14 protein-coding genes are annotated in these 21,185 nt (G+C 71.2%); 6 read left to right on the forward strand and 8 right to left on the reverse strand.

Annotation, left to right across the window (positions count from 1 at the left end; translation table 11 throughout):
* Positions 1-114: 114 nt before the first annotated feature.
* The 3 genes from ABXJ56_RS12200 to ABXJ56_RS12210 all read right to left on the reverse strand — a co-directional run bounded on the left by ABXJ56_RS12200 (position 115) and on the right by ABXJ56_RS12210 (position 4,415).
* Positions 115-1,848, reverse strand: a complete 1,734-nt coding sequence (locus ABXJ56_RS12200) for a gamma-glutamyltransferase family protein (protein ID WP_354000582.1) — start codon at positions 1,846-1,848, stop codon at positions 115-117.
* Between the two features lie 89 nt (positions 1,849-1,937).
* A complete protein-coding gene (locus tag ABXJ56_RS12205) occupies positions 1,938-3,359 on the reverse strand; it encodes an aminopeptidase P family protein (RefSeq protein WP_354000022.1) in 1,422 nt (473 codons plus the stop codon).
* A 33-nt stretch (positions 3,360-3,392) separates the two neighbouring features.
* Positions 3,393-4,415 (reverse strand): endonuclease/exonuclease/phosphatase family protein, encoded by a 1,023-nt coding sequence (locus tag ABXJ56_RS12210; RefSeq protein ID WP_354000023.1) that lies wholly within the window; start codon positions 4,413-4,415, stop codon positions 3,393-3,395.
* 87 nt (positions 4,416-4,502) lie between these two features.
* Here ABXJ56_RS12210 and ABXJ56_RS12215 point away from each other — a divergent pair, with 87 nt between their 5' ends.
* Positions 4,503-5,366 (forward strand): PHP domain-containing protein, encoded by an 864-nt coding sequence (locus tag ABXJ56_RS12215; RefSeq protein WP_354000024.1) that lies wholly within the window; start codon positions 4,503-4,505, stop codon positions 5,364-5,366.
* Between the two features lie 40 nt (positions 5,367-5,406).
* Here the strand turns inward: ABXJ56_RS12215 and ABXJ56_RS12220 are convergent, their stop codons facing one another.
* Positions 5,407-6,906, reverse strand: coding sequence for a DEAD/DEAH box helicase (locus ABXJ56_RS12220; protein WP_354000025.1), 1,500 nt, complete (start codon positions 6,904-6,906; stop codon positions 5,407-5,409).
* Positions 6,907-7,116: 210 nt separating this feature from the next.
* Between ABXJ56_RS12220 and ABXJ56_RS12225 the strand changes: the two genes are divergently transcribed.
* Positions 7,117-7,830: a ferritin-like fold-containing protein gene (locus tag ABXJ56_RS12225; RefSeq protein WP_354000026.1), complete on the forward strand. Its 714-nt coding sequence runs from the start codon at positions 7,117-7,119 to the stop codon at positions 7,828-7,830.
* Between the two features lie 15 nt (positions 7,831-7,845).
* Here ABXJ56_RS12225 and ABXJ56_RS12230 read toward each other — a convergent pair whose 3' ends face one another.
* Together ABXJ56_RS12230 and ABXJ56_RS12235 are read right to left on the reverse strand one after the other, a co-directional pair.
* On the reverse strand, positions 7,846-8,142 hold the full coding sequence (locus ABXJ56_RS12230) for a hypothetical protein (RefSeq protein ID WP_354000027.1): 297 nt from the start codon (positions 8,140-8,142) through the stop codon (positions 7,846-7,848).
* A 3-nt stretch (positions 8,143-8,145) separates the two neighbouring features.
* Complete coding sequence (locus ABXJ56_RS12235) at positions 8,146-8,370, reverse strand: DUF3107 domain-containing protein (RefSeq protein WP_354000028.1); 225 nt, start codon at positions 8,368-8,370, stop codon at positions 8,146-8,148.
* Between the two features lie 136 nt (positions 8,371-8,506).
* On the opposite strand from ABXJ56_RS12235, the gene ABXJ56_RS12240 reads away from it, so the two are divergent.
* Positions 8,507-11,626 carry an ATP-dependent DNA helicase gene (locus tag ABXJ56_RS12240; RefSeq protein WP_354000029.1) on the forward strand — a complete coding sequence of 1,040 codons (3,120 nt, stop codon included), beginning with the start codon at positions 8,507-8,509 and terminating at the stop codon, positions 11,624-11,626.
* An 11-nt stretch (positions 11,627-11,637) separates the two neighbouring features.
* Positions 11,638-14,958, forward strand: coding sequence for an ATP-dependent DNA helicase (locus tag ABXJ56_RS12245; RefSeq protein ID WP_354000030.1), 3,321 nt, complete (start codon positions 11,638-11,640; stop codon positions 14,956-14,958).
* A gap of 20 nt (positions 14,959-14,978) precedes the next feature.
* Here ABXJ56_RS12245 and ABXJ56_RS12250 read toward each other — a convergent pair whose 3' ends face one another.
* Positions 14,979-16,220 (reverse strand): phosphotransferase, encoded by a 1,242-nt coding sequence (locus tag ABXJ56_RS12250; protein WP_354000031.1) that lies wholly within the window; start codon positions 16,218-16,220, stop codon positions 14,979-14,981.
* A gap of 59 nt (positions 16,221-16,279) precedes the next feature.
* Here ABXJ56_RS12250 and nudC point away from each other — a divergent pair, with 59 nt between their 5' ends.
* A complete protein-coding gene (nudC, locus tag ABXJ56_RS12255) occupies positions 16,280-17,194 on the forward strand; it encodes an NAD(+) diphosphatase (protein WP_354000032.1) in 915 nt (304 codons plus the stop codon).
* Positions 17,191-18,969: an ATP-dependent helicase gene (locus ABXJ56_RS12260; RefSeq protein WP_354000033.1), complete on the forward strand. Its 1,779-nt coding sequence runs from the start codon at positions 17,191-17,193 to the stop codon at positions 18,967-18,969. The genes nudC and ABXJ56_RS12260 overlap by 4 nt, the downstream gene beginning before the upstream one ends.
* Before the next feature lie 773 nt (positions 18,970-19,742).
* Here ABXJ56_RS12260 and ABXJ56_RS12265 read toward each other — a convergent pair.
* On the reverse strand, positions 19,743-21,113 hold the full coding sequence (locus ABXJ56_RS12265; RefSeq protein ID WP_354000034.1) for a zinc-dependent metalloprotease: 1,371 nt from the start codon (positions 21,111-21,113) through the stop codon (positions 19,743-19,745).
* Positions 21,114-21,185 lie beyond the last annotated feature (72 nt).

Consider the following 21,185-nt stretch of genomic DNA (forward strand, 5'->3'; position numbering starts at 1 on the left):
AGTAGGACACCGCCGGACTTCTTTTAAACGAAAGGGCCACCCAACGCTGGGTGGCCCTTTCGCGTTAACACCCACTCACCACTCGGGCGGATGAGGAGGACCAATGCGTGCTCCTCACCGCCCGACGGCGTAACCCTGCATTCCTCGGGGGTTGGCGGCAGCCCAGAGCCGGACGCCGTCGGGCTGGATCCCGACAGCGGAGAGACGCCCCAGACGCCAGGGGCCCGCGCGGACGACGTCGTGGCCGCGGTCGATGAGGTCGGCGATGAGATCCTCGCCCAGTCGGTCCTCGACGACGACGCCGGCGGGGGACCATTCCCTCGGCCAGAAGGAGTCGATCAGAGCGGTCGTGTGCAACGTCGGTGCGTCGACAGCCTGTTGCGGTTCGTAACCGCCCACGAGGAGTCGGAGCAGGAACGGCAGCTGCCACTGATCCTGTTGATCGCCGCCGGGGGTGCCGAGCGCGATGCGCGAGCCGTCCGCGGCGAACACCATCGTGGGTGACAGCGTCGTGCGCGGCCTCCGTCCCGGCACCAGAGCCGACGGCGACTTCGGGTCGAGCCATGTCATCTGCAGCCGTGTCCCGAGGCAGAAGCCGAGATCCGGAATGACGGGTGATGATTGCAGCCATCCGGCGGAGGGCGTGATGGAGACGAGGTTGCCCCAGCGGTCGACCACATCGATGTGGCAGGTGTCTCCGCGAGTGTCACCTGATGCCTGCACTGTGGGCTCCCCGGTTCCCGCAGCGGTGACCGTCTCTCCGCTCCGACGGAGCGGGGGCAGCGGCGGCGATTCCGCGACGTGCGGGAGCCGGCCGGGGCGCCAGCTGTGCGACGCGCGCGGGGTGATGAGTGCTCGACGGGAGGCGACGTACTCCTCCAAGAACAGGGGAGCGAGGTCCGCCCCGTCACCGAAGTGCGCGTCACGATCGGCGAGGGCGAGCTTGAGGGCTTCCAGGATCGTGTGGGCACCCGTCGCCGTGCCGGGATCGAGGGTCTCGTCGTCGAACGGTTCGAGGATGCGCAGCGCCTGGAGGAGCGAGGGCCCCTGCGTCCACGCACCCGCTTTCGCGACCCGGTGATCGCGGAACTCGGCGACCACGGCGCTCTCGTAGCCGGCGCGGAAGGAGGCGAAGTCCGTCGCCCTGATCACGGCGGAGTGATCCGTTCCGGACGAGTGCCGGTGGGGGACGGCGAGGAAATCGGAGGCCGCGTGCGCGACGCGGCCGGTGGCCCATGCGGCGCGTGCGGCGTCGACGCGTTCCTCGCGCGTCGAGGCGGATCGACCCGCGTCCACGAGACCGTCGAGGACGTCGGCGTAGCGGGGATTGCGATGCAGGTCACCTGCGCGCGGTACCTCGCCTTCCGGCATCCAGAGATCCGCCGATGTCGGCCAGTGCCGGCGGAACAGATCGGCGACGCGCTCGATGGTGGCGACGGTCGTCGGAAGGAGAGGAGCCCCATCTCGCGCGATCTGCGTGACCGGCGTCAGGACATCGGCGAGCTCCATGGACCCGTGGTCGCGCAGGAGGAGGAGCCACGCGTCGACGGCCCCGGGAACCGCGGCGGCCAGTCCTCCGGCGCCGGGGACGAGGTCGAGTCCCTCGCCCTGGAAGTGCGCGATGCTCGCGCCCGCGGGGGCGGGGCCCTGGCCGACGAGGACCACGGGTTCGCGGGGAGCGTCGGCGCGCGCGAACAGCCCGACGAGGTCGCCACCGGGACCGTTCAGATGCGGCTCGACGACGTGGAGGACGAAGCCCCCCGCGACGACCGCGTCGAAGGCGTTCCCGCCGCGCTCGAGGATGCCGTGCGCGGCGGCGGAGGCCATCCAGTGCGTGGAGGCGACCATTCCGAACGTGCCCGTGAGGGTCGGCCGGGTGGTGAAGTCCGACGGTCGTGTGAAGCTCTCGTTGATCGCCGACGCCCCGTGCGGGGGTATCACGCGGACGGTCGCAGACGCGCGATCCAGGCTTCGACATCGTCCGCTGTCCGCGGGATCGACGCCGAGAGGTTCACCGGCCCGTCCGGTGTCATCAGGATGTCGTCTTCGATACGTACGCCGATCCCGCGGTACTCTGCCGGGACGGTGAGGTCATCGATCTGGAAGTACAGGCCCGGTTCTATGGTGAAGACCATGCCGGGCTCGAGGACCCCGTCGTAGTACATCTCGCGACGCGCCTGCGCGCAGTCGTGGACGTCGAGCCCGAGGTGATGACTGGTCCCGTGGACCATGTACCGGCGATGGTGGCCGCCGAGATCGGCGTCCAACGCCTCTTGGGCGGACACGGGCAGAAGCCCCCAGTCCGAGACATGACGCGCGATGACGGACATCGCCGCTTCGTGGACCTCGCGGAAGCGGGAACCGGGGCGCGCCGCGGCGAACGCGGCGTCGGCCGCCTCGCGGACCGCTTCGTAGACCCGCCGTTGGACGTCACTGAACCGGCCGTTGACCGGCAGCGTGCGTGTGATGTCTGCGGTGTACAGGCTGTCGACCTCGACACCGGCGTCGATGAGGATGAGGTCTCCGGGGACGACGGGGCCGTCGTTGCGCGTCCAGTGCAGGTAGCACGCGTGCGGGCCGGACGCGGCGATGGTGTCGTATCCGACGGTGTTGCCGTCCAGACGCGCGCGCTGGTGGAACAGGCCTTCCACGACACGCTCGCCCCGGGGGTGTGCCGCGATCCGCGCGAGGTCCCGGATGATGTCGTCGAATCCACGGGCGGACGCCTCGACCGCAAGTCTCAGCTGGGCGACCTCGTACTCGTCCTTGACCAGGCGCATCTCGGAGACGAACTGCGTGAGGTCGGCGTGCACGTCGACCACGAGATCACCCGGACCGGGCGCGAACTCCTCGACGGGCGCCGTCCGCAGGCCCAACTCGGCGGCGACGCCCGAGGCGGAGGGACGCGGACCGATCCAGAACTCGCCCACCGTGGCATCGGCGTAGAACTCGTGCGTCGTCCGGTCGGCTCGTTCACGGAAGTACAGCGTGGCCTCGTGTCCGCCGTCCGGCCGCGGGTCGAGGACGAGCACCGAATCGGGCTCGGCATCCGAGCCCCACCCCGTGAGGTGCGCGAACGCCGAGTGCGGGCGGAAGGGGTAGTCGGTGTCGTTGCTCCGCTGCTTCAGTGAGCCCGCGGGGACCACCACGCGTTCCCCGGGGAACCTCGCCGAGACGGCCGCGCGTCGGGCCGCGGCATAGGCCGCGGAATGCCGAGCCGGGGGGACCGTGTCGGGGCGGTCGGCCCACCCGCGCGATATGCCGTCGAGGAATCCCTGCCCGAAGCGCTGGCGCCGGTTCGCCGCCGCTCGCTCCTCCTCGGTCGGCGCGATCGTGTCGAGCTCTCCTGCTGTACTCATGCGTCCAGTCTCGCACGCAGTGTCGGGGCGAGATCAGTCGCGCGCGGGCTCGAGCTGGACGACGACGGGTCGGTGATCGGATGCGGACGAACCCTGCGCCTCCAGTACGAGCGACCCGGTCGGCTCCCACTGCGCGGTGGTCATGACGTGGTCGATGGGGGCTCCCAGCAGACGCGGCAGGTCTGTGGGCCAGGTGCCGACGCTTCCGTTGCCCGTCTCCGCTGCGGCGTCGCGGCAGCGACCGAGCGTGCCGCCGTCGACACCCAGGCCGCTCATGTGATCGACGGTCGCGTTGAAGTCGCCCGCGAGGATCACGTTGTCGCTCGCGCACTGGTCGGCGAGCCAGCGCAGGTCCTCTCGCCACTCGCTCATGTAGCTCGGCCGTGGTGCGACCGCGTGCGCGGCGACCACGACCGGTCCCTCACCGGAGACGGGCATGGCGACCGCACTCGGTACGGTCGAGGTGTTGCTCGTGCCGTCCACGGACGACTCGATGACGGCGTAGTCGCCGAGATCGGGACTGATCAGGAGAGTGGTGGAGCCCGCGTCCCACTCGGTGGAAGGGTCTTCGGCGTGATGGGCCCACATCGGGTGTCCGAGTTCGCGCATCGCGATCGCCACAGCCTCGCCCGTCTCGATCGTCGTCTCGGGCAGGGACACGATATCGGCCTCCATCGCGACGGCGAGACGCGCCACCGCATCCGCCGAGGTGGCGGGTCCGGCCGTGTTCCACGTCATCACGCGGATGGCGGCATCCGACTTCTCGGGAAGGGATTCGATGCCGAGACCCCGGGTGTGCAGGGCGGCGCCGTTCACCCCGGTCGCGACGGCGGCGATCACGGCGACCGTGAGGGCGAAGGGACGAGGACTGCGTGCGAGGGCGAGCAGGAGCGCGCAGACGACGACGGCGGCGAAGCCGATTGTGATCGCACCACGGAAGGAGATCAGCTGGGCCACGGGGTAGTAGCGCTCGACACGGAAGAAGTCCGGCCAGGTCAGCACCGCCGCTCCGGCGGCGAAGAGAACCGCGACGAGGATTCCGAGGAGGCGAAGCACGCCCAGACTCTAGACATCTCCGCTGGGAGATCGGCCAGCGGCGCTCCGGGAGGCGACCACTCGCGGTGCCCGCGATACGCTCGAAGGATGTCGGCATCGCAACGCTTCCACGGGCCGAGCGACCTGCACCTGCACTCGGTTCATTCCGACGGAACCGATTCGGCCGCCGGCGTTCTCGCCGCGGCCCAGCGCCACGGAGTGCGCACCGTCGCCCTCACGGATCACGACACGACGGCCGGCTGGGCCGAGGCCGCCGAGGCTGCGGGTTCGCTCGGGGTGACCTTCTTTCCGGGGATGGAGCTCTCCGCGAAGCACGAGTGGCGCAGTGTGCACGTCCTCGCCTACCTGTTCGACCCCGAGGACTCGATGCTGCGGGTACTCACGGACCGCATCCGCGCCTCCCGATGGGACCGCGCGCGTCTGATGGCCGACCGCATCGCCCGCGACTTCGACGTCACGTGGGACGACATCCTCGCGCAGACCTCCGACGGCGCAACGGTCGGTCGACCGCATATCGCCGATGCGCTCGTCGCGCGCGGTCTGGTGACGGACCGCACGCAGGCCTTCGCCGACATCCTGAGCCCCGCGGGGGAGTACTACGTCGCTCTGTACGCCCCCGATCCCGTGACCGCAGTCCGCCTGATCACCGAGGCCGGAGGGGTGGCGATCGTGGCCCACCCGGCGGGACGGGCGGGTCTCCTCCCCATGCCGATCATCGAGCAGATGCTCGACGCCGGGCTCGCCGGTTTCGAGCTCGGGCATCGGGAGAACCTGCCCGCGGCCTCGGGGATCCTCCGTCGACTGTGCCGGTCACGGGACCTGATCGTCACCGGCTCCAGCGACTACCACGGTCGGGGCAAGCCGAATCAACCGGGCGAGTACACGACGACCGACGACATGGTCGCGCGACTGATCGAGCGCGGCTCCGGCACGGCGCCGATCTATGCGTGAGCGGGGGCGCCACCTCGGGACGCCCCACCCCGCTCGTGGATCAGACTCCCGCGGCCGGGGCCTGACCGCCTCGGGAGCCGCGACGCCGGCGTCGACGGGGAGCGGGCCTGCCGTCGTGATGCTCGGGTCCGCGGCCGTCATGGGTGCCGGCACCCTCGGTGCCGCGATCCGCAGTCGAGTCAGGTCGCGTGACGGCGGGTGATCCGTCGTCGGGGGTGAACGTGGCGCCCACACGCTCCTCGCCGGAGGCGCGCGACCGACGACGACGCCGGCGCGTCGTCCCCGCCGCCTGCTCGTCCCCCGCCGCATCCGCGGCGCGGGCGGGCTGCGTCCGCGCCGGCTGCGTCTTCGGAGCCGTGACGATGCGGCCCTTCGTCCCCGCCGGGATGTCGAGATCGGTGAAGAGGTGCGGGCTCGACGAGTAGGTCTCGGTGGGCTCGGGCTGGCCGAACTCGAGGGCGCGGTTGATCAGCGCCCACTTGTGCAGGTCGTCCCAGTCGACGAACGTCACCGCGATACCGGTCTTGCCGGCGCGGCCCGTGCGGCCGGCGCGGTGGAGATAGGTCTTCTCGTCGTCGGGGATCGTGTGGTTGATGACATGGGTGACGTCGTTGACATCGATGCCGCGTGCGGCCACGTCGGTGGCGATGAGCACGTCGCGCTTGCCTGCCTTGAACGCCGCCATGGACCGCTCGCGAGCCTCCTGGCTCATGTCGCCGTGGACGGCGGCTGCGTTGAACCCCCGGTCGCCCAATTCGTCGACGAGCTTCTGCGCGGCGCGCTTGGTGCGGGTGAAGATCACCGTCTTCCCGCGCCCGTCGGCCTGCAGGATGCGGGCGATCACCTCGTCCTTGTCCAGGGAGTGGGCCCGGTAGACGAGGTGCTTGATGTTCGCCTGCGTCAGCCCCTCATCGGGGTCGTTGGCGCGCATGTGGATCGGGTTGGACATGAAGCGACGCGCGAGCGCCACGATCGGGCCGGGCATGGTCGCCGAGAACAGCTGCGTGTGGCGGACCGCGGGGACCTTCTGGAAGATCTTCTCGATGTCGGCGAGGAAGCCCAGGTCCAGCATCTTGTCGGCCTCGTCGAGGACGACCTCCACCGCGCCGGACAGGTCGAGCAGCCTCTGGTTGCTGAGGTCGATGAGACGTCCGGGGGTGCCCACGACGATCTGGGCGCCCGCCTTGAGCTGATCGATCTGCCCTTCGTAGGCCTTGCCGCCGTAGATGGCGACGACGCTGGTGGAGCGGTTCGAGGTGAGCATGTCCATGTCTTCGTACACCTGGACGGCGAGCTCGCGCGTGGGGACGACGATGAGGGCCTTCACTCCCGGGGCCGGATCGAGCCCGAGTCGCTGGACCACGGGGATTCCGAAACCGAAGGTCTTGCCCGTTCCGGTCTTCGCCTGTCCGATGATGTCCTGCCCCGGGAGCCCCAGGGGGATGGTCTGCTCCTGAATGGGGAATGCGTCGACGATGCCCTTCTGTGCGAGTGCGTCGACGATGTCCTGATCGACCCCGAGGTCGGCGAAGGTGGTCACGGTGTATGCCTGTCCGGCAGTGAGACGCTGCCTGGTCCATGCCCGGGCGTGCTTTCCAGCGGCGCCGTGCGGGCGGAGTGCGATCCACGCCCTCTTCTCTTCCACAGGCGCGGCATCCCCGATCCGACGTCGGGGCCGACGACCATGCTACCGCGCTCGGCGCCGCGCCCCCGGTACGGCGCCGAGCGACGCGCGGCGTAGGCTGTCGGCGTGGTGAAGTGGTTCTGGCAGAGACGCGATTCCGGGCGTCGCCTCCAGTTGCGATCCCGTGACGAGCTCGGCGAAGCGCTCCGCGTGGACTTCGCAGAGCTGGCCCCCGACGTGGACACCTTCCTCGGGCAGGCGGCCTACCTGCAGCTGGGGTACTTCGAGACCCTGAGCGAGCTGATCGCCCTCACCCCGGAGCTCGCGCAGAAGGAGTCCCTGTCCCGGGCGGCGGGGGCGGCGCTGACCAAGCACGAGGCTCTCGTGGAGATCATCCGCGAGAGGGAGGGCGACCCCACCGCCGTCATGCTCCCGTTCCGGGAACCACTCGACGCCTTCCGGCGCAGCACCCACGGAGTCCGTCCGCAGGAGACGATGCTCTCGGTGCACATCACGGCGGGAATGCTCGATGACTTCTACCTTGCGCTCTCCTCGAGCTACGGCGAAACCGGACGCCGTGTCGCGCGGGCGCTGCTGGCGGACGATGATCGAGAGGCGATCGTGGACATCATCTCGTCCACGATCGCGGACGACCCGCAGTGGGCCTGGCTGCTCGCGCTGTGGGGACGTCGACTCGTGGGGGACACACTGCTCATCGCTCGTGCGGCCCTGCGCCCCCTGACGCTCGAGTCGGCTGACGAGGCGACGGTCGAGCCGGTCTTCACCCAGCTGCTGGCCGCGCACTCACGGCGGATGGATGCAATGGGGCTCGCCGCCTGAGCAGACGGCAGCCGCCTACGCGGAGCCGATGCGCAGCTCGTGTCGCGTGCGCGCGTCGCTGTCTCGACGACGTCGGGTGATCGTCAGCGCGATCGGAAGGGTCACCGCGATCGGCACGACGAGCGAGCCCGCCCACGGCCACGGGCTGTCGATCCCGGCTCCCGCCCAGGTCGCAGCGGTCCAGGCGATCCCTGCCGCTGCAGCACCGATCATCGGCAGGAGCGCTGCGCCGCGCACGTCCCGATCGCCCAGCGTGAAGTGGACGGCGAGGCCGATGACGGCACCGGCGATCAGTCCGAGGAGGATCTGCACGGATCAGGCGACGAAGCCGACGCGGCGGGACTGATCGCTGCCCAGCTCGACGTAAGCGAGGCCCGACGTGGGGACGAGGTAGGAGCTGCCGCGCGCGTCGGTGAACTCGATGTGGGTGGCGCCGGTGGACAGGGCGTCGGACACGCTCTTCTTGACCTCCGCGGCGGACTCGTTGGTCTCGAAGGTGAGTTCGCGGCCGGTGTTGGCGATGCCGATGCGGATGTCCACGGTCGTGCCCCTTTTCACTCTGCGGGCCCGCGGTTTCGCGGGCTCTCCGACACTTTACGACACGGGCACCGCCGGAGGATGCGGGCCGGGGACGCTCTGGGCGAACGACGTCGGCGCCTGCGGCTAACGTCGAAGCATGCCCGCTCTTCCGTCGACGCCCGCGGCGCGGAACGCCGCAGATGATGCCCGTCTTCGGGAGGATGCCGCTCAGCAGTCTGTGATCGCACTGCCGGGGGACGCCTCCGGCGTCGTGGTCGGCGCGGCCGGGTCCGGCAAGACCGAGACGCTCGTCGCGCGGGCTCGATGGCTCGTCGCCCACGGACTGGCCCCCGACGCGGTCGTGACCGTCACACCGTCGCGGCAGACGGCGACCGCCCTCCGGGATCGCATCGCACTCGGGCTGGCTGCGGCGACATCCGGCCCTCCGGCGCGCTCTCTCGCCTCGTTCGCCTTCCAGATCGTGCGTGCCGCGGCGGTCGCCTCGGGGCGGGAGGCGCCACAGCTGCTGACGGGCGCGGACGAGGATCAGATCCTGGAAGACCTGCTGGACGGAGACGCGGAGGACGACCGCCGCGCACGCTCGCGATGGCCGTCCACTCTGCCGGCCTCGGTCCGCTCCACGTCCGGGTTCCGTGCCGAGCTCCGCGCGTTCTTCGCCGAGTGCACGACGCTCGGTGTCGACCCCGACGGGCTCGAGGCGCTCGGACGCGCCCTCGGACTGGCCGAGTGGACGGCCGCGGCATCCTTCTTCCGCGAGTACCTCGACGTCCGCGCCGGGATGAGGTCGGCCCATCGGGATGCGGCCGGACTCGTGCGCGAAGCGCTGGGTGTGGTGCGGACGGCTCCGGCCGGCTGGGGCCCCCTCGACGAGGTGCGGGTCCTGCTCGTGGACGACGCGCAGGAGCTGACCCTCGGCGCGATCGAGTTGCTCGAGGCCTGTCGCCGCCGGGGGATCGCCGTTCTGGCCTTCGGTGACCCCGACATCGGTTCGGGAGCCTTCCGCGGCGCAAGACCCGAGAACTTCGCGCGGGCGGTATCGCTGTGGGGTCTTCGGGGTGTTCTGGACGGCACCCATAGAGGCTCGGCCTGGCACGCCGACGTCGTGCGGGGCGTGACCCAGCGGATCGGTGCTGCCGGCGTCGTCGCGCACCGTGTCGCGCCGGCGGGTGCCTCCGACGACGGCTCGGTGCAGTGTCTCGTGGTCCGCTCGCCGGCGGAAGAGCACGACGCGATCGCGCGGATCCTCCGGGAGCGCCATGTCCGCGACGGCGTGGCGTGGGAGTCGTGCGCCGTCATCGCTCACGACGTTCGTCAGGTGGTCGCCCTCGAGAGGGAGCTGTCGGCGCGGGAGGTCCCTGCTCGATCGGATGCGGCCGCACGCCCGCTCGGATCGGTCCCTGCGGCACGCGATCTCCTGCGCCTGGTCGAGGCGGCGATGGGGGTCCTCGACCAGGTCGACGATGTGATTGACCTCCTGACGGGGCTCTACGGAAGGCTCGACGCGATCGAGCTGCGCCGTCTGCGCGCCGCATTGCGCAGCGCCGAGCTCGCCGCCGGAGGCGCGCGACTCGGCAACGAGCTCCTCATCTCCGGAATGCGCAATCCGGTGGAGTTCACTTTCGTCGACACCCGCGAAGCGCGCCGCGCGGCATCCGTCGCGCGGACCGTGCACGCGCTCCGTGCCGGGCTGGATGCCGGAGACGACGTGCACCAGCTCCTCTGGACCGCGTGGGAACGGAGCGGCTCCGAACGCTCGTGGGTGGAGACGGCCGCGGGCCAGGGTCCGCTGGCCGAACAGGCGCACCGCGATCTGGACGCGGTGGTGGCGCTCTTCCAGGCGGCGAAGCGCGCGGTCGACCGCGAGGGCACGGTGGACCCCCGGGTCTTCGTGCGCACCCTTCTGGACAGCGGCGTCGCCGATGACCGCCTCGAGGCGGCGCCCCCCGCGGGGCGGGTGAGCGTCCTCACCCCGGCGGGCTCGCTCGGGCGCGAGTTCGACACCGTGGTCATCGCCGGTGTCCAGGACGGCATCTGGCCGAACACCCGCACCCGAGGCGGGCTTCTGCACACGTGGCGCCTCGCCGACGCGGCAGAGGGTGTCCGCGAGCCCCCGGCCGCAGTGGATCGGCGTCGCACGGCACTCCACGACGAGATGCGGCTGCTCGTGCGGTCGCTGACCCGGGCGACCGCTGTGACCGTGGTGACCGCCGTCGATGACGACGACACCGGTCCGAGCGCCTTCTTCGAGATGCTTCCCCCCGTGCGGCCCTTCGAGGGCGGTCACCCCCTGTCGCTGCGCGGGCAGGTGGCACGACATCGACGCATCCTCACCACCGCGCGGGCCGATGCCGCGGCGCACTCCGCGGGGCAGCTCGCCGTGCTGGCGCGGGCGGGGGTTCCGGGGGCCGACCCCCGGGACTGGTACGGAGTCGCCCCGGTGTCGGCGGCCGGTTCCCTGTACGACGGCGACCCTCGGCCGGTGCGGGTGTCGCCCTCGCGTCTGCACACGCTGGAGGAGTGCGAACTGAACTGGGTGATCGCCGAGCTGGGCGGCGATTCCGGTGGATCCACCGCGGGCCTCGGAACGATCCTCCACTCGGCGTTGGAGCACGCCGTCGGCCTCGACGAGGATGCCCTGTGGGCGCACGTGGAATCGCGCTGGAGCGAGCTGCAGTTCGATTCGCCGTGGCGTGAGCGGGCGGAGAGGGCTCGCGCTCGGGACCTCGTGCGGCGGCTGCACCTGTACCTCCGGCGATTCGACGAGGCCGGCGGGCGGCTCCTCGGGGCCGAGCCGCACTTCGAAGTGCCGGTTGCCGGGGTCGACGGCGGTGCGGACGCGGTCGTGTCGGGCTACATCGACCGGGTGGAACTCACGGCGCGGGGAGAAGTCGTCATCGTCGACCTCAAGACGGGCAAGAGCGAGCCGCAGACGGACGCGAAGGTGCAGGACAATCCCCAGCTCGCCGCCTACCAGCTCGCCTTCGACGCCGGTGCGATCCCCGAGGGGAAGGGCTTCGCCCCAGGGGGCGCCAAGCTTCTGGTGCTGCGGCCCTCGTCGAAATCGAAGCCCTACGTGGAGCCGCGGCAGGCGCCGCTGACCGACGATGCGCGGGAGGAGTTCCTCTCGCGGGTGCGGTCCGCGGCGGCGATCATGCGGGGTAACACCTTCTCCGCTCCGTATGAGCAGCACTGTCGAGATGAGTTCTCCCACGGGCTGTGCCGGATACACACGGTCGGGGCGGTGAGCCGCGCGTGACGGCGACCCCCGTGTCCGCACCTCGCTTGACCGCCCGGACGATCGCCGCCGCCCTCGGGCAGTTCCCGCCGACGGCCGAGCAGGCGGCGGTGATCGAGGCGGATCTCGGTCCGGCCCTCGTCGTCGCCGGCGCGGGCAGCGGCAAGACCGAGACCATGGCCTCCCGAGTGGTCTGGCTCGTGGCGAACGGCATCGTGTCCCGCGACGAGGTACTCGGACTCACCTTCACCCGGAAGGCGGCCGGGGAACTCTCCGAGCGCATCCAACGGCGCCTCGCGCGGCTGGCGGAGTTCGAGCGGCTGGGGCTCCTGCCGCATCTGACGTCCCTGCACGACGGCGGGCGCCTGGACCCTCTGGGGGCTATCGAGCAGGCGTCGGGCGATCGGGCCGGGGCGCGGCGCGACCACCTCGCCTCGTTGGTGAGGGAGACCGGCGCCCTGCCGCGCGACCTCGACGACGATGCGCTCCTGCATCGCCCGACCGTCGCGACGTACAACAGCTTCGCAGACCAGATCGTGCGGGAGCACGCGGTACGACTGGGACGGGACCCGGATGCGGTCGTCCTGTCCGAGTCCGCCGCCTGGCTCCTCATGCGCCGCGTGGTCCTCGCCTCCGATGACCCGCGGTTGGAGACCAGGGGAGAGGCTCTGCGGACCATCGTGGACGCTGCGCTGCGCATCGCGCGGGACCGGGTGGACAATCTCGTCTCGTTGGAGGACCTCACGCGATTCCCCGATCGCTTCCGTGACGTCCTCGAGCGCCCGTCCATCGCTCGCGGCGTGAGCGTCTACGCCGATGTCCTCGCCGCCGTGGACAAGGTCGACGCGCTCGGACTGCTCGCCGGACTCGCGCAGGACTACGACGAGGCGAAGCGGCGGCGCGGCCTGATCGACTTCTCGGATCAGGTGGCCGGCGCTTTCGAGGTGGTCGCGCGGCATCCGGACGTCGGCGAGGAGATGCGCAGTCGGTACCGTGTCGTCCTGCTGGACGAGTATCAGGACACCTCCGTCGTGCAGACGGATCTTCTGGCGGCGCTGTTCGCCGACACCGCCGTCATGGCCGTCGGCGACCCGCACCAGGCGATCTACGGGTGGCGCGGTGCGAGCGCGGGGAATCTCGGCGGGTTCCGCGAGGCGTTCGCGCGCGAGACGACGGGCGCGCGCTTCACGCTGATGACGAGCTGGCGGAACTCTCGGCACGTCCTCGATGCCGCGAACGCGGTGCTCGCACCGCTCGCCGCGTCCGCGCCCGTGGACGTTCCGCCCCTCGCCACCCGCCCGGACGCTCCCTCGGGAGGAGTGGACGTCGTCTTCGAACCCGACATCGACGCCGAGGCCGCTCGCGTCGCCGAATGGTTCGATGAGGTGCGGGCGCGTCGCAGTGCAGAGAGACGGCCCACGACCGGCGCCGTGCTGTTCCGGAACAAGAAGCACATGGTCCGCTTCGCCGACGCGCTGGGCCGACGAGGGATCCCCCATCGCATCCTCGGGCTCGGCGGGCTGCTCTCCACGCCGGAGGTCGTGGATGTCGTGGCGGTGCTGCGCGTACTGAGCGACCCCGATGCCGGATCGGCGCTGCTGCGACTGCTGAGCGGTCCGCGGTGGGCGGTCGGATTGCCGGACCTCCGCGCGCTCCGAGACCTCGCCGACCGGCTCGCGCGGCACGACGCGGCGCTGGCGCCTCTCCCGCCGGCCGTCGTCGAGACCCTCCGCTCCAGTGCCTCCGACGACGGGGCGTCGCTCATCGACGCCCTCGACTTCGTCGCACGGCAGCCCTCGGGGCACAGCTGGCTGTCGGGCTTCTCCGCGGACGGGCGCGACCGGCTCACGAATGCGGGAGCGACGTTCAGCGCGCTGCGCCGGGCCAGGGGAGCGCCGATCGCGGAGCTCGTCCGCCTCATCGAGGCGGAGCTGCGTCTGGACATCGAACTGGCCGCGAACGAGACGCGCGGCCCCGCTCGCATCGCGTCCGCACAGTTGCGCGCCTTCGTCGACGAGGTGCACGCGTTCCTGGACGCCGACGATGCGGGGACGGTGTCGAGCCTGCTCGCGTGGCTCGATCACGCCGAGCGGCAGGACGACCTCGCGCCGCGGACGGAGCCGCCCGAGGAGGACGTCGTCCAGCTGCTGACGATCCACGGCTCGAAGGGTCTCGAGTGGGACGCGGTGGCCGTTGTACGGCTCGTCACGGATGAGCTTCCCGGGGCTGCGCGGGACACCCGAGGGTGGCTCGGCTTCGGCGTGCTGCCCTACGAGTTCCGCGGCGACCGTCGCTGGTTGCCCGACCTCGCCTGGGAGCGGGAGCGCGCTCGCACCCAACAAGATCTCCGGGACGGCATCGCCGACTTCGTCGCGGCTCATCGGTCCCGTCAGCTCGACGAGGATCGACGCCTCGCGTACGTCGCCGTGACCCGCGCACGGGACCAGCTCCTCCTCAGCGGTGCCAGCTGGTCCGGGACACGCAAGCCGCGCGCGCGCAGCATCTTCCTCGAGGAGATATGCGGTGCTCTCGGGTACGAGCTGCCGGTGGTGGAGGACTCCGTAGACCCGTACGAAGGCGAGCGACGCACGCTGCGGTGGCCGCTCGATCCGTTGGGAGCCCGTCGTGCCCCCGTGATGCGGGCGGCGGAAGCCGTGCGGTCGTCCCGTGCGGAGGACGTCGCACCGGACGACGACATCCTGCTGCTCCTCCGTGAACGCGATGAGCGGGCCGCGGCGACGCGGGTGCGCCCGCCCACCAGGATCGCGGCATCCCGGTACAAGGAGTTCGTCGCGGACTACGACAGCGCGGTCGAACGGATCGCGCGTTCTCTCCCGGAGCGGCCGTACCGGCAGACGCGAGTGGGAACGCTGTTCCACTCCTGGGTCGAGGAGCGCTCGGGACTGGTGGGGCGGCGCAGCGTGTGGGACGAGGCGCTCTGGGAGAACGACGACGAGGTCGCCGAATCCGCGGCCCCCGATGGAACGCCCTCGACGGCCGACACCGCGCAGCTCGCGCACCTGCAAGCCGTCTTCCTCGCTTCGGAGTGGGCGGATCTGCGTCCGCTCGAAGTGGAATGCGAGATCGACTTCACCGACGTCGAGCTGGACGGCACCCCGCGCGTGATCGTCTGCCGCCTGGATGCGGTCTATCGACGCGAGGACCGAGGCGGGCGCATCGAGATCGTGGACTGGAAGACGGGCCGGGCCCCGACGACGGAAGCCGAGCGCCGGGAGCGACTCGTCCAACTCGAGCTCTATCGGCGCGCTTATCACCTGGCACGAGGAATTCCCCTGGCGGAGATCGACGTCGTCCTGTACTACGTGGCCGACGACGTCGTCGTTCGGGCCTGACCTCGCGCGTACCTACGCGCTCACCGCGCGCGCCACCGCCGCAGTGCCTCGCGTGACGCTCGGTCGGTCTCCTCGTCGCGCTCCACACCCGGTGCCTCGTCGTGCCGAGGCCACGGTGCGTCCGACACCCCGTCCGTGCGCGTGTCCGCGTGGCGGACCACGCCAGTCTCGGTGTCCGACTCCGCGTCGTCGGCGCGCGCATCGCCGCCCGGGACGGCCCCGGTCTCGGTGTCCTCGGTCCAGAAGGAGAGCTCCGCCGGATCGTACGCATCCGTCTGCATGGACGTGTCGATGCCGGACGGTGCCCCCTCCGGCATCCGGCCGATGAGTGTGAGCGCGTCGTCGACGTCGGCATCGGCTCCGCCACCCAGCACGTCGTCGTCGGCTACGCCCTCGGACAACGACGACAGCAGCTCTGCGGCATCGTCGACCACGTCGCCACGGTCGATGGCGAGCCCGTGCAGGAGCCACTTCGCGAACTCCAGCTCGGCATAGAACCGCGATCGGTCGCGCGTCCGCGGATCGGGCGCGCGGTCGCTGTGCGCCATGTAGGAGGAGAAGACGTCCTCCGCGGCGACGGGTGCTCCGGCCAGCCAGTGCAGATCGACGGCGGGATCCCCCACCTGGAGACCGTGCCAGTCCAGCAGGCCCGTCACGCGGGGAACCTCGGCGACGTCGTCGAAGACGAAGGACGCCGAACTGATGCCCCCCAGGATCACGCGCGGCTCGAAACCCCACAGCTCATCCGCGGCGATCGCCCGCCGCCACCGCCGCAGGAGGGGGAAGGGAACCCGGTCGCTGTCCTCGGCGCGGTCGACGAGACTTCCGACGTCCGCGCGGACCTGCTCGGACGACCGCGAGGGCAGACCCTCGGCGCGGACGATCGAGGTCGGGAGGGCGTGCACGGCGGCGAGGGCTGCGCCGAGCGAGGACGCGGCGCCGCGCCCCGGAGGAAGGTGGACGGCATCGACGCGGTAGCCGGGGAGGAAATCCACGACGATCCCCGGGGCGCCCTCGACACGCATGTCGCCCAAGAGAGTCGGAGCCCGGAACGGGAGGAGCGCACGCACGCCCGGGGTGAGGGCGCGCAGCGCTCGAGCCTCGGCGAGCAACTCCGCCGCGGCCTCGGCATCGGCGGGCACCCGCGCCACGACCCGCCGGCCGTCGGCGAGGTCGACGAGCGCAGAGTCGTATCGACCGGCCGCACCCTCGGTGAGCGCACCTGCCGCGACCACTCCCGCCTGTGGCAGAGCCGAAGTCACGGAGGCGGCTAGAGTGAACGGAGAGCGTGCCATGTGCCCAGGTTAGGGAGTGATCCTCGATGACGGCGCCCGACACCCCGCGCCTTGCGCCCCTCGGTCATCGCGGCGTCGACCGGTCGGCGTCCGACCGGTCGGATCCGGGACTGCTCGCCGCGGCCCGCCAGGACGCGACGACCCGGGTCCTCGTCGTGAGCGGTGACCGTGCGCCTCTCGGCTCAGAGGACCGCCTGTGCTGGGTGAGTCCGGCCGAGGCTCCGCACGACGGTGAGTGGGCGTTCCTCGGGCGCGACGTCGCCGGGGCAGTCCTGCTCCTGTGTGCGCTCTCCGCCGACGCGGGGGACGTGTTCCCCGCCCCGGCGGGTTGGGCGTCGCTGCGTGCGTCGGGTGGTGTGCTCGTGCCGGAGGATTCCGCTCGGTTCGTCGAGTCCGTGAGTCTCGGCGGGTGGCTGCGCGACGCGCGCTTCTGCTCGTTCTGCGGCGTCCTGACGGACGTCCTCGACGGCGGATGGTCGCGACGGTGCCCCGGGTGCGGACGTCTGCACTTCCCACGGACGGATCCCGCGGTCATCGTCGCCGTCACACACCCCGACGATCCCGACCGGCTCCTCCTCGGGTCGAACGCGGCGTGGGCCCCGGAGCGCTACTCCTGCTTCGCCGGCTTCGTCGAGGCGGGGGAGTCCCTCGAAGGCGCCGTGATCCGAGAGCTCGGCGAAGAAGCCGGCGTCCAGGTGCGCGGCATCCGGTACCACGGGTCGCAGGCGTGGCCCTATCCCCGGTCCCTCATGGTCGGCTTCTTCGCGGAGGCGGAGGATGCGTTCCAGGCACGTGCCGACGGGGAGGAGATCGTCGATGTACGGTGGTTCTCTCGCGCCGACATCGGCGCCGCCCTCGCGGGGGACGGCGACATCATCCTGCCCGGAGCGGCGTCCATCGCGCACATGCTCATCACCGACTGGTTCGAGGATCGGGCGTGAGCGGCGGACCGCTGGACGATCTCGACGAGCAGCAACGGGAGGCGGCGACCTCCCTGCGAGGCCCCGTCGCGGTGCTCGCGGGGGCGGGCACCGGGAAGACCCGGGTCATCACCCGCCGGATCGCCCATGGCGTGAACACCGGGACCTACTCGCCGGGACGCGTGATGGCGGTGACGTTCACGGCGAAGGCCGCGGGCGAGATGCGCGGGCGCCTGCGGGCGTTGGGGATCGACGGCGTGTCAGCCCGAACGTTCCACGCGGCCGCTCTGGCGCAGCTGAACTATTTCTGGCCCACCATCGCCGGTTCCCCGGCGCCGGCCGTGGTCGATAACAAGGTGCGACTGCTCGCCCACGCGGCCGACGGGATCGGGATGGCGCCCGATACCGCCACCCTGCGGGATGTCGCGGCTCAGATCGAATGGCGGAAGGTCACCATGCGATCGATAGACGAGTACGCTCGGGCGCGACCGGAGGGCGTGGGGCGACTCGGAGTGGACCGGGTGGTCGACCTGCAGCGCGCATACGAGCGGCTCAAGGACGAGCGACGGCAGATGGACTTCGAAGACGTCCTCCTCGCGTGTGCGGGAATGCTCGAGGCCGAACCGCGGGTCGCGCGCGCAGTGCACGAGCAGTACCGGCACTTCACGGTGGACGAGTTCCAGGATGTGTCCCCGCTGCAGCACCGGCTCCTCGAGCTGTGGCTCGGCGGCAGGCGTGATCTGTGCGTCGTCGGGGATGCCAGCCAGACGATCTACTCCTTCGCCGGTGCCGACGCCCGATTCCTCCTGGAGTTCGACAGCCGCTACGAGGACGCCCGGGTCGTGCAGCTTCTGCGGAACTATCGATCCGAGCAGCCCATTCTCGATGCCGCGAACGAGCTCATGCGCGACCGTCCGGGGGCGCTCCGCCTCGTCGCTGCGTCGGAGCCGATCGGGGTCGAGGCGGGGCCCGACACTCCGACGACCGCGGTGACCGCTTTCGACGACGACGCGGAGGAGGCGCGGGGGGTCGCTGCGCGCATCCTCGCTCAACTGCGCCGAGGCATCGCGGCGCAGGAAATCGCCGTGCTGTACCGTTCGCACGCTCAGTCCGCCGAGGTTCTTCGTGCGTTGACGGATGCCGGGATCGCGACGACGGTGCTCGGTGGGCGACGCTATTTCGACCTCCCCGAGGTCCGCCAGGCCGTCATGGCCCTGCGGGCGGCATCCGTCGCCCCCGTCGCCGCGGGCATGGTCGACGCGGTGCGCGACGTGCTCCGATCGCTGGGCCTCACCGACGAGCCGCCCGCTGCGGGGGGCGCCGTCCGCGACACGTGGGAGGCGCGCGCCGCGCTTCTCCGCCTCGCCGAGCAGGCACCCCCCGGCACGACGTTGCGCGCGTTCACCGACGACCTCGCCGCGCGGGCGCGAGCCCACGATGAACCGTCCCTCGCCACTGTCACGCTCTCGACGCTGCACGCCGCGAAGGGGCTGGAGTGGCCGCACGTCCACATGGTGGGGCTCGCGGAGGGACTGCTCCCGATCTCGTACGCGCAGACCTTCGAGGCCGTCGATGAAGAGAGGCGGTTGGCGTACGTCGGGATCACGCGGGCTGCGCGAACGCTGTCTCTGACCTGGGCCCGCGGCGCCCGCGAGCGTCACCCGTCCCGCTTCCTGCAGGAGATCGGCACCCGCATTCTTCGGATGGAGCGTGCGTCCGGAGGGTCCTCTGGAGCGAGCCGACCCGGACGGTCACGGAGTGCGACATCGCACCGCGCGCGTCCGCATCCTGGGTGATGAGGTCGACGGCCACGAGGCCGGCCTCCCACAGCAGCCCGGGCCGCGCCGGCCCGGAGTCGCGTGTGACCAGCTGCGCGGCGAGCATCGGCCAGGCGGGATCCTCGCGCGTGCGCGCCTCCGCGAGGCATGCCGCGCATGCCGTCCGGCCGGGAACGACGAGGGGGCCGATCTCGATCCGATCACCCTGGAGGGCGACGGGGACGTGGGGGATGTCGCGAGAGAGCAGGGTCGAGGCGATCGCGGGATGAGGGAGGTGGTGTGCGACGACGACGATCACGTCGTCCGGGCTTCCGAGTGAGACCCAGCCGCCGCTCACGGGTCCGTGCACCCGGCCGCCACCCGCGCCGACGCCCTCCGCGATCGCCTGCGTCGCCGGCGCGGCGACGTCGCCGTTCCCGGCGACGATGATCCTGCCGTCCGTGATCGGCTGCGGGGGTGCGGCGAGCGCCGGGGCGAGGTGGGAGAGCAGTTCGGCGCACTCGCCGGGCGCAGCACCCCAGGACCGGGAGAGCCGCTCGGCGGCGTCGACCGTCACCCCGCGCTCGAGCTCGCGGAGCAGCCGCTCCTGCCAGGGAAGCGGATCGTGCAGGACAGCCACCGGCGGGACGCCGAACTGCACGACCGTCCCCGATCGCCACAGCGGAGGATGTGCCGGGTTGACGCGGATCATGGGCCGATTCTGTCCGAACGGAGCGACGCGGATCCGGCTGTCCACAGGGGTGACGCGCGCGGCGGGGACAACGGCCTCCGACGCGCCCTGGGGAGGAGGGTCAGTCGCGATCGGTGCCGGAGGTGTCCGCGTCGGGCGTCTCGCCGGATCCCGACTCGGCCAGCAGCTGGGCGAGCGCGTCGTCCATCGCATCCGGGGCGGGTTCTTCGCCTCGCGCGTGAGCCTGAAGGCGCGCGACCAGCGCGGAGGGATCGTCGATGTCATCGGCGTTCGGCATCAGGTCCGGGTAGTCCCAGAGGCCGTCCCGGCCCTCGGGACCGACGGCGTCCGTGATCGCGCGCCACATCGCGGCCGCTTCGCGCATCCGCCGCGGCCGCAGCTCCAGACCCACGAGGGATCCGAGCGCCCGCTCTGCGGGGCCGCCCACGGCGCGCCGACGCCGCACGGACTCCGCGACCCGATCCGCGGACGGCAGCCGTGTCGTCGCGTCGGCGGTGACGACGTCCACCCACCCCTCGATCGTCGCGAGGAGATTCTCCAGCCGCCGCAACGCCGCCTCCTGGGCTTCCGATCGAGCGGGCAGCAGTGCGCCGCTCTCGAGGGCACGACGGAGCTCCTCGGGCTCGGAAGGATCGAAACGCGAGGCGAGGTCCTCGAGGGCGTCGGTGTCGACCCGGACGCCGCGAGCGAAGTCGGTCACCTGTGAGATCACGTGCAGTCGCAGCCATTTGGCGTGCCGGAACAGCCGCGCATGCGCGAGCTCCCGCGTCGCCACGGCCAGGGCCAGCTGATCCTCGGGGATCTCCAGGTCGCGGCCGAAGTCACTGAAGTTCTGGGGAAGGATCGCGGCGCCGCCGTCCGGCATGAGGGGGATGCCGACGTCGCCTCCGCTGACGACCTCCTTCGACAGATTGCCGATGACCTGGCCGAGCTGGGAGGCGAACAGCGACCCGCCGACGGTCCGCATGAGGCGCCCGGCTCCCTGAACGAGTGCCTGCATGTCGTCGGGTGCCTGGGATCGCAGCGACTCGGTGAGTGCATCGGCGATGCTCGTGGCCACCGGTTCCGCGAGCTCCTGCCACACCGGCAGAGTCGCCGTCACCCACTCCGAGCGGGTGATGGATCGAGCGGGCGCGGGCAGCTCCGAGATCGTCGTCACCTCGCTGAGCCACAGGTCTGCGAGCACGAAGGCCTGATCCAGGTCGTGCTTCTGACCGTCGCCGATGGCCAGACCGTGCTGCCCGGCGATGTGCAGCGCCTGCCGCTCGGCCATGTCCCAGGAGATCTCGCCGTCGCCGCCGCCGGCGAACGCCTGCTTCATCTGGCTCATGATCGTCTGGAGCATCGCCGGATCGATGTTCATCCCCGACAGCTGCGAGAGCTGCTCCGGATCGATCTGGCCGCCGCCGCCCAGGATCTGACGGATGAGGTCCTGGAACTCGTCTTCGGGAGAGCGGTCGTCGTCTTCCACTTCAGCCGCCTTTCAGCCGGTCGCCGATGTACGGATCTACGCTAGTCGCAGCATCCCCTCGCAGATCCCGGC

Source organism: Microbacterium aurantiacum (genome assembly GCF_040532595.1).
Lineage (GTDB): Bacteria > Actinomycetota > Actinomycetes > Actinomycetales > Microbacteriaceae > Microbacterium > Microbacterium chocolatum_B.

What these genes read in the sequence shown, in the direction of transcription:
- ABXJ56_RS12200 (WP_354000582.1), bottom strand. Translation starts at nt 1,848, where the DNA reads ATGGTCGCCTCCACGCACTGGATGGCCTCCGCCGCCGCGCACGGCATC.
- ABXJ56_RS12205 (WP_354000022.1), bottom strand. Translation starts at nt 3,359, where the DNA reads ATGAGTACAGCAGGAGAGCTCGACACGATCGCGCCGACCGAGGAGGAG.
- ABXJ56_RS12215 (WP_354000024.1), top strand. Translation starts at nt 4,503, where the DNA reads ATGTCGGCATCGCAACGCTTCCACGGGCCGAGCGACCTGCACCTGCAC.
- ABXJ56_RS12240 (WP_354000029.1), top strand. Translation starts at nt 8,507, where the DNA reads ATGCCCGCTCTTCCGTCGACGCCCGCGGCGCGGAACGCCGCAGATGAT.
- nudC (WP_354000032.1), top strand. Translation starts at nt 16,280, where the DNA reads ATGACGGCGCCCGACACCCCGCGCCTTGCGCCCCTCGGTCATCGCGGC.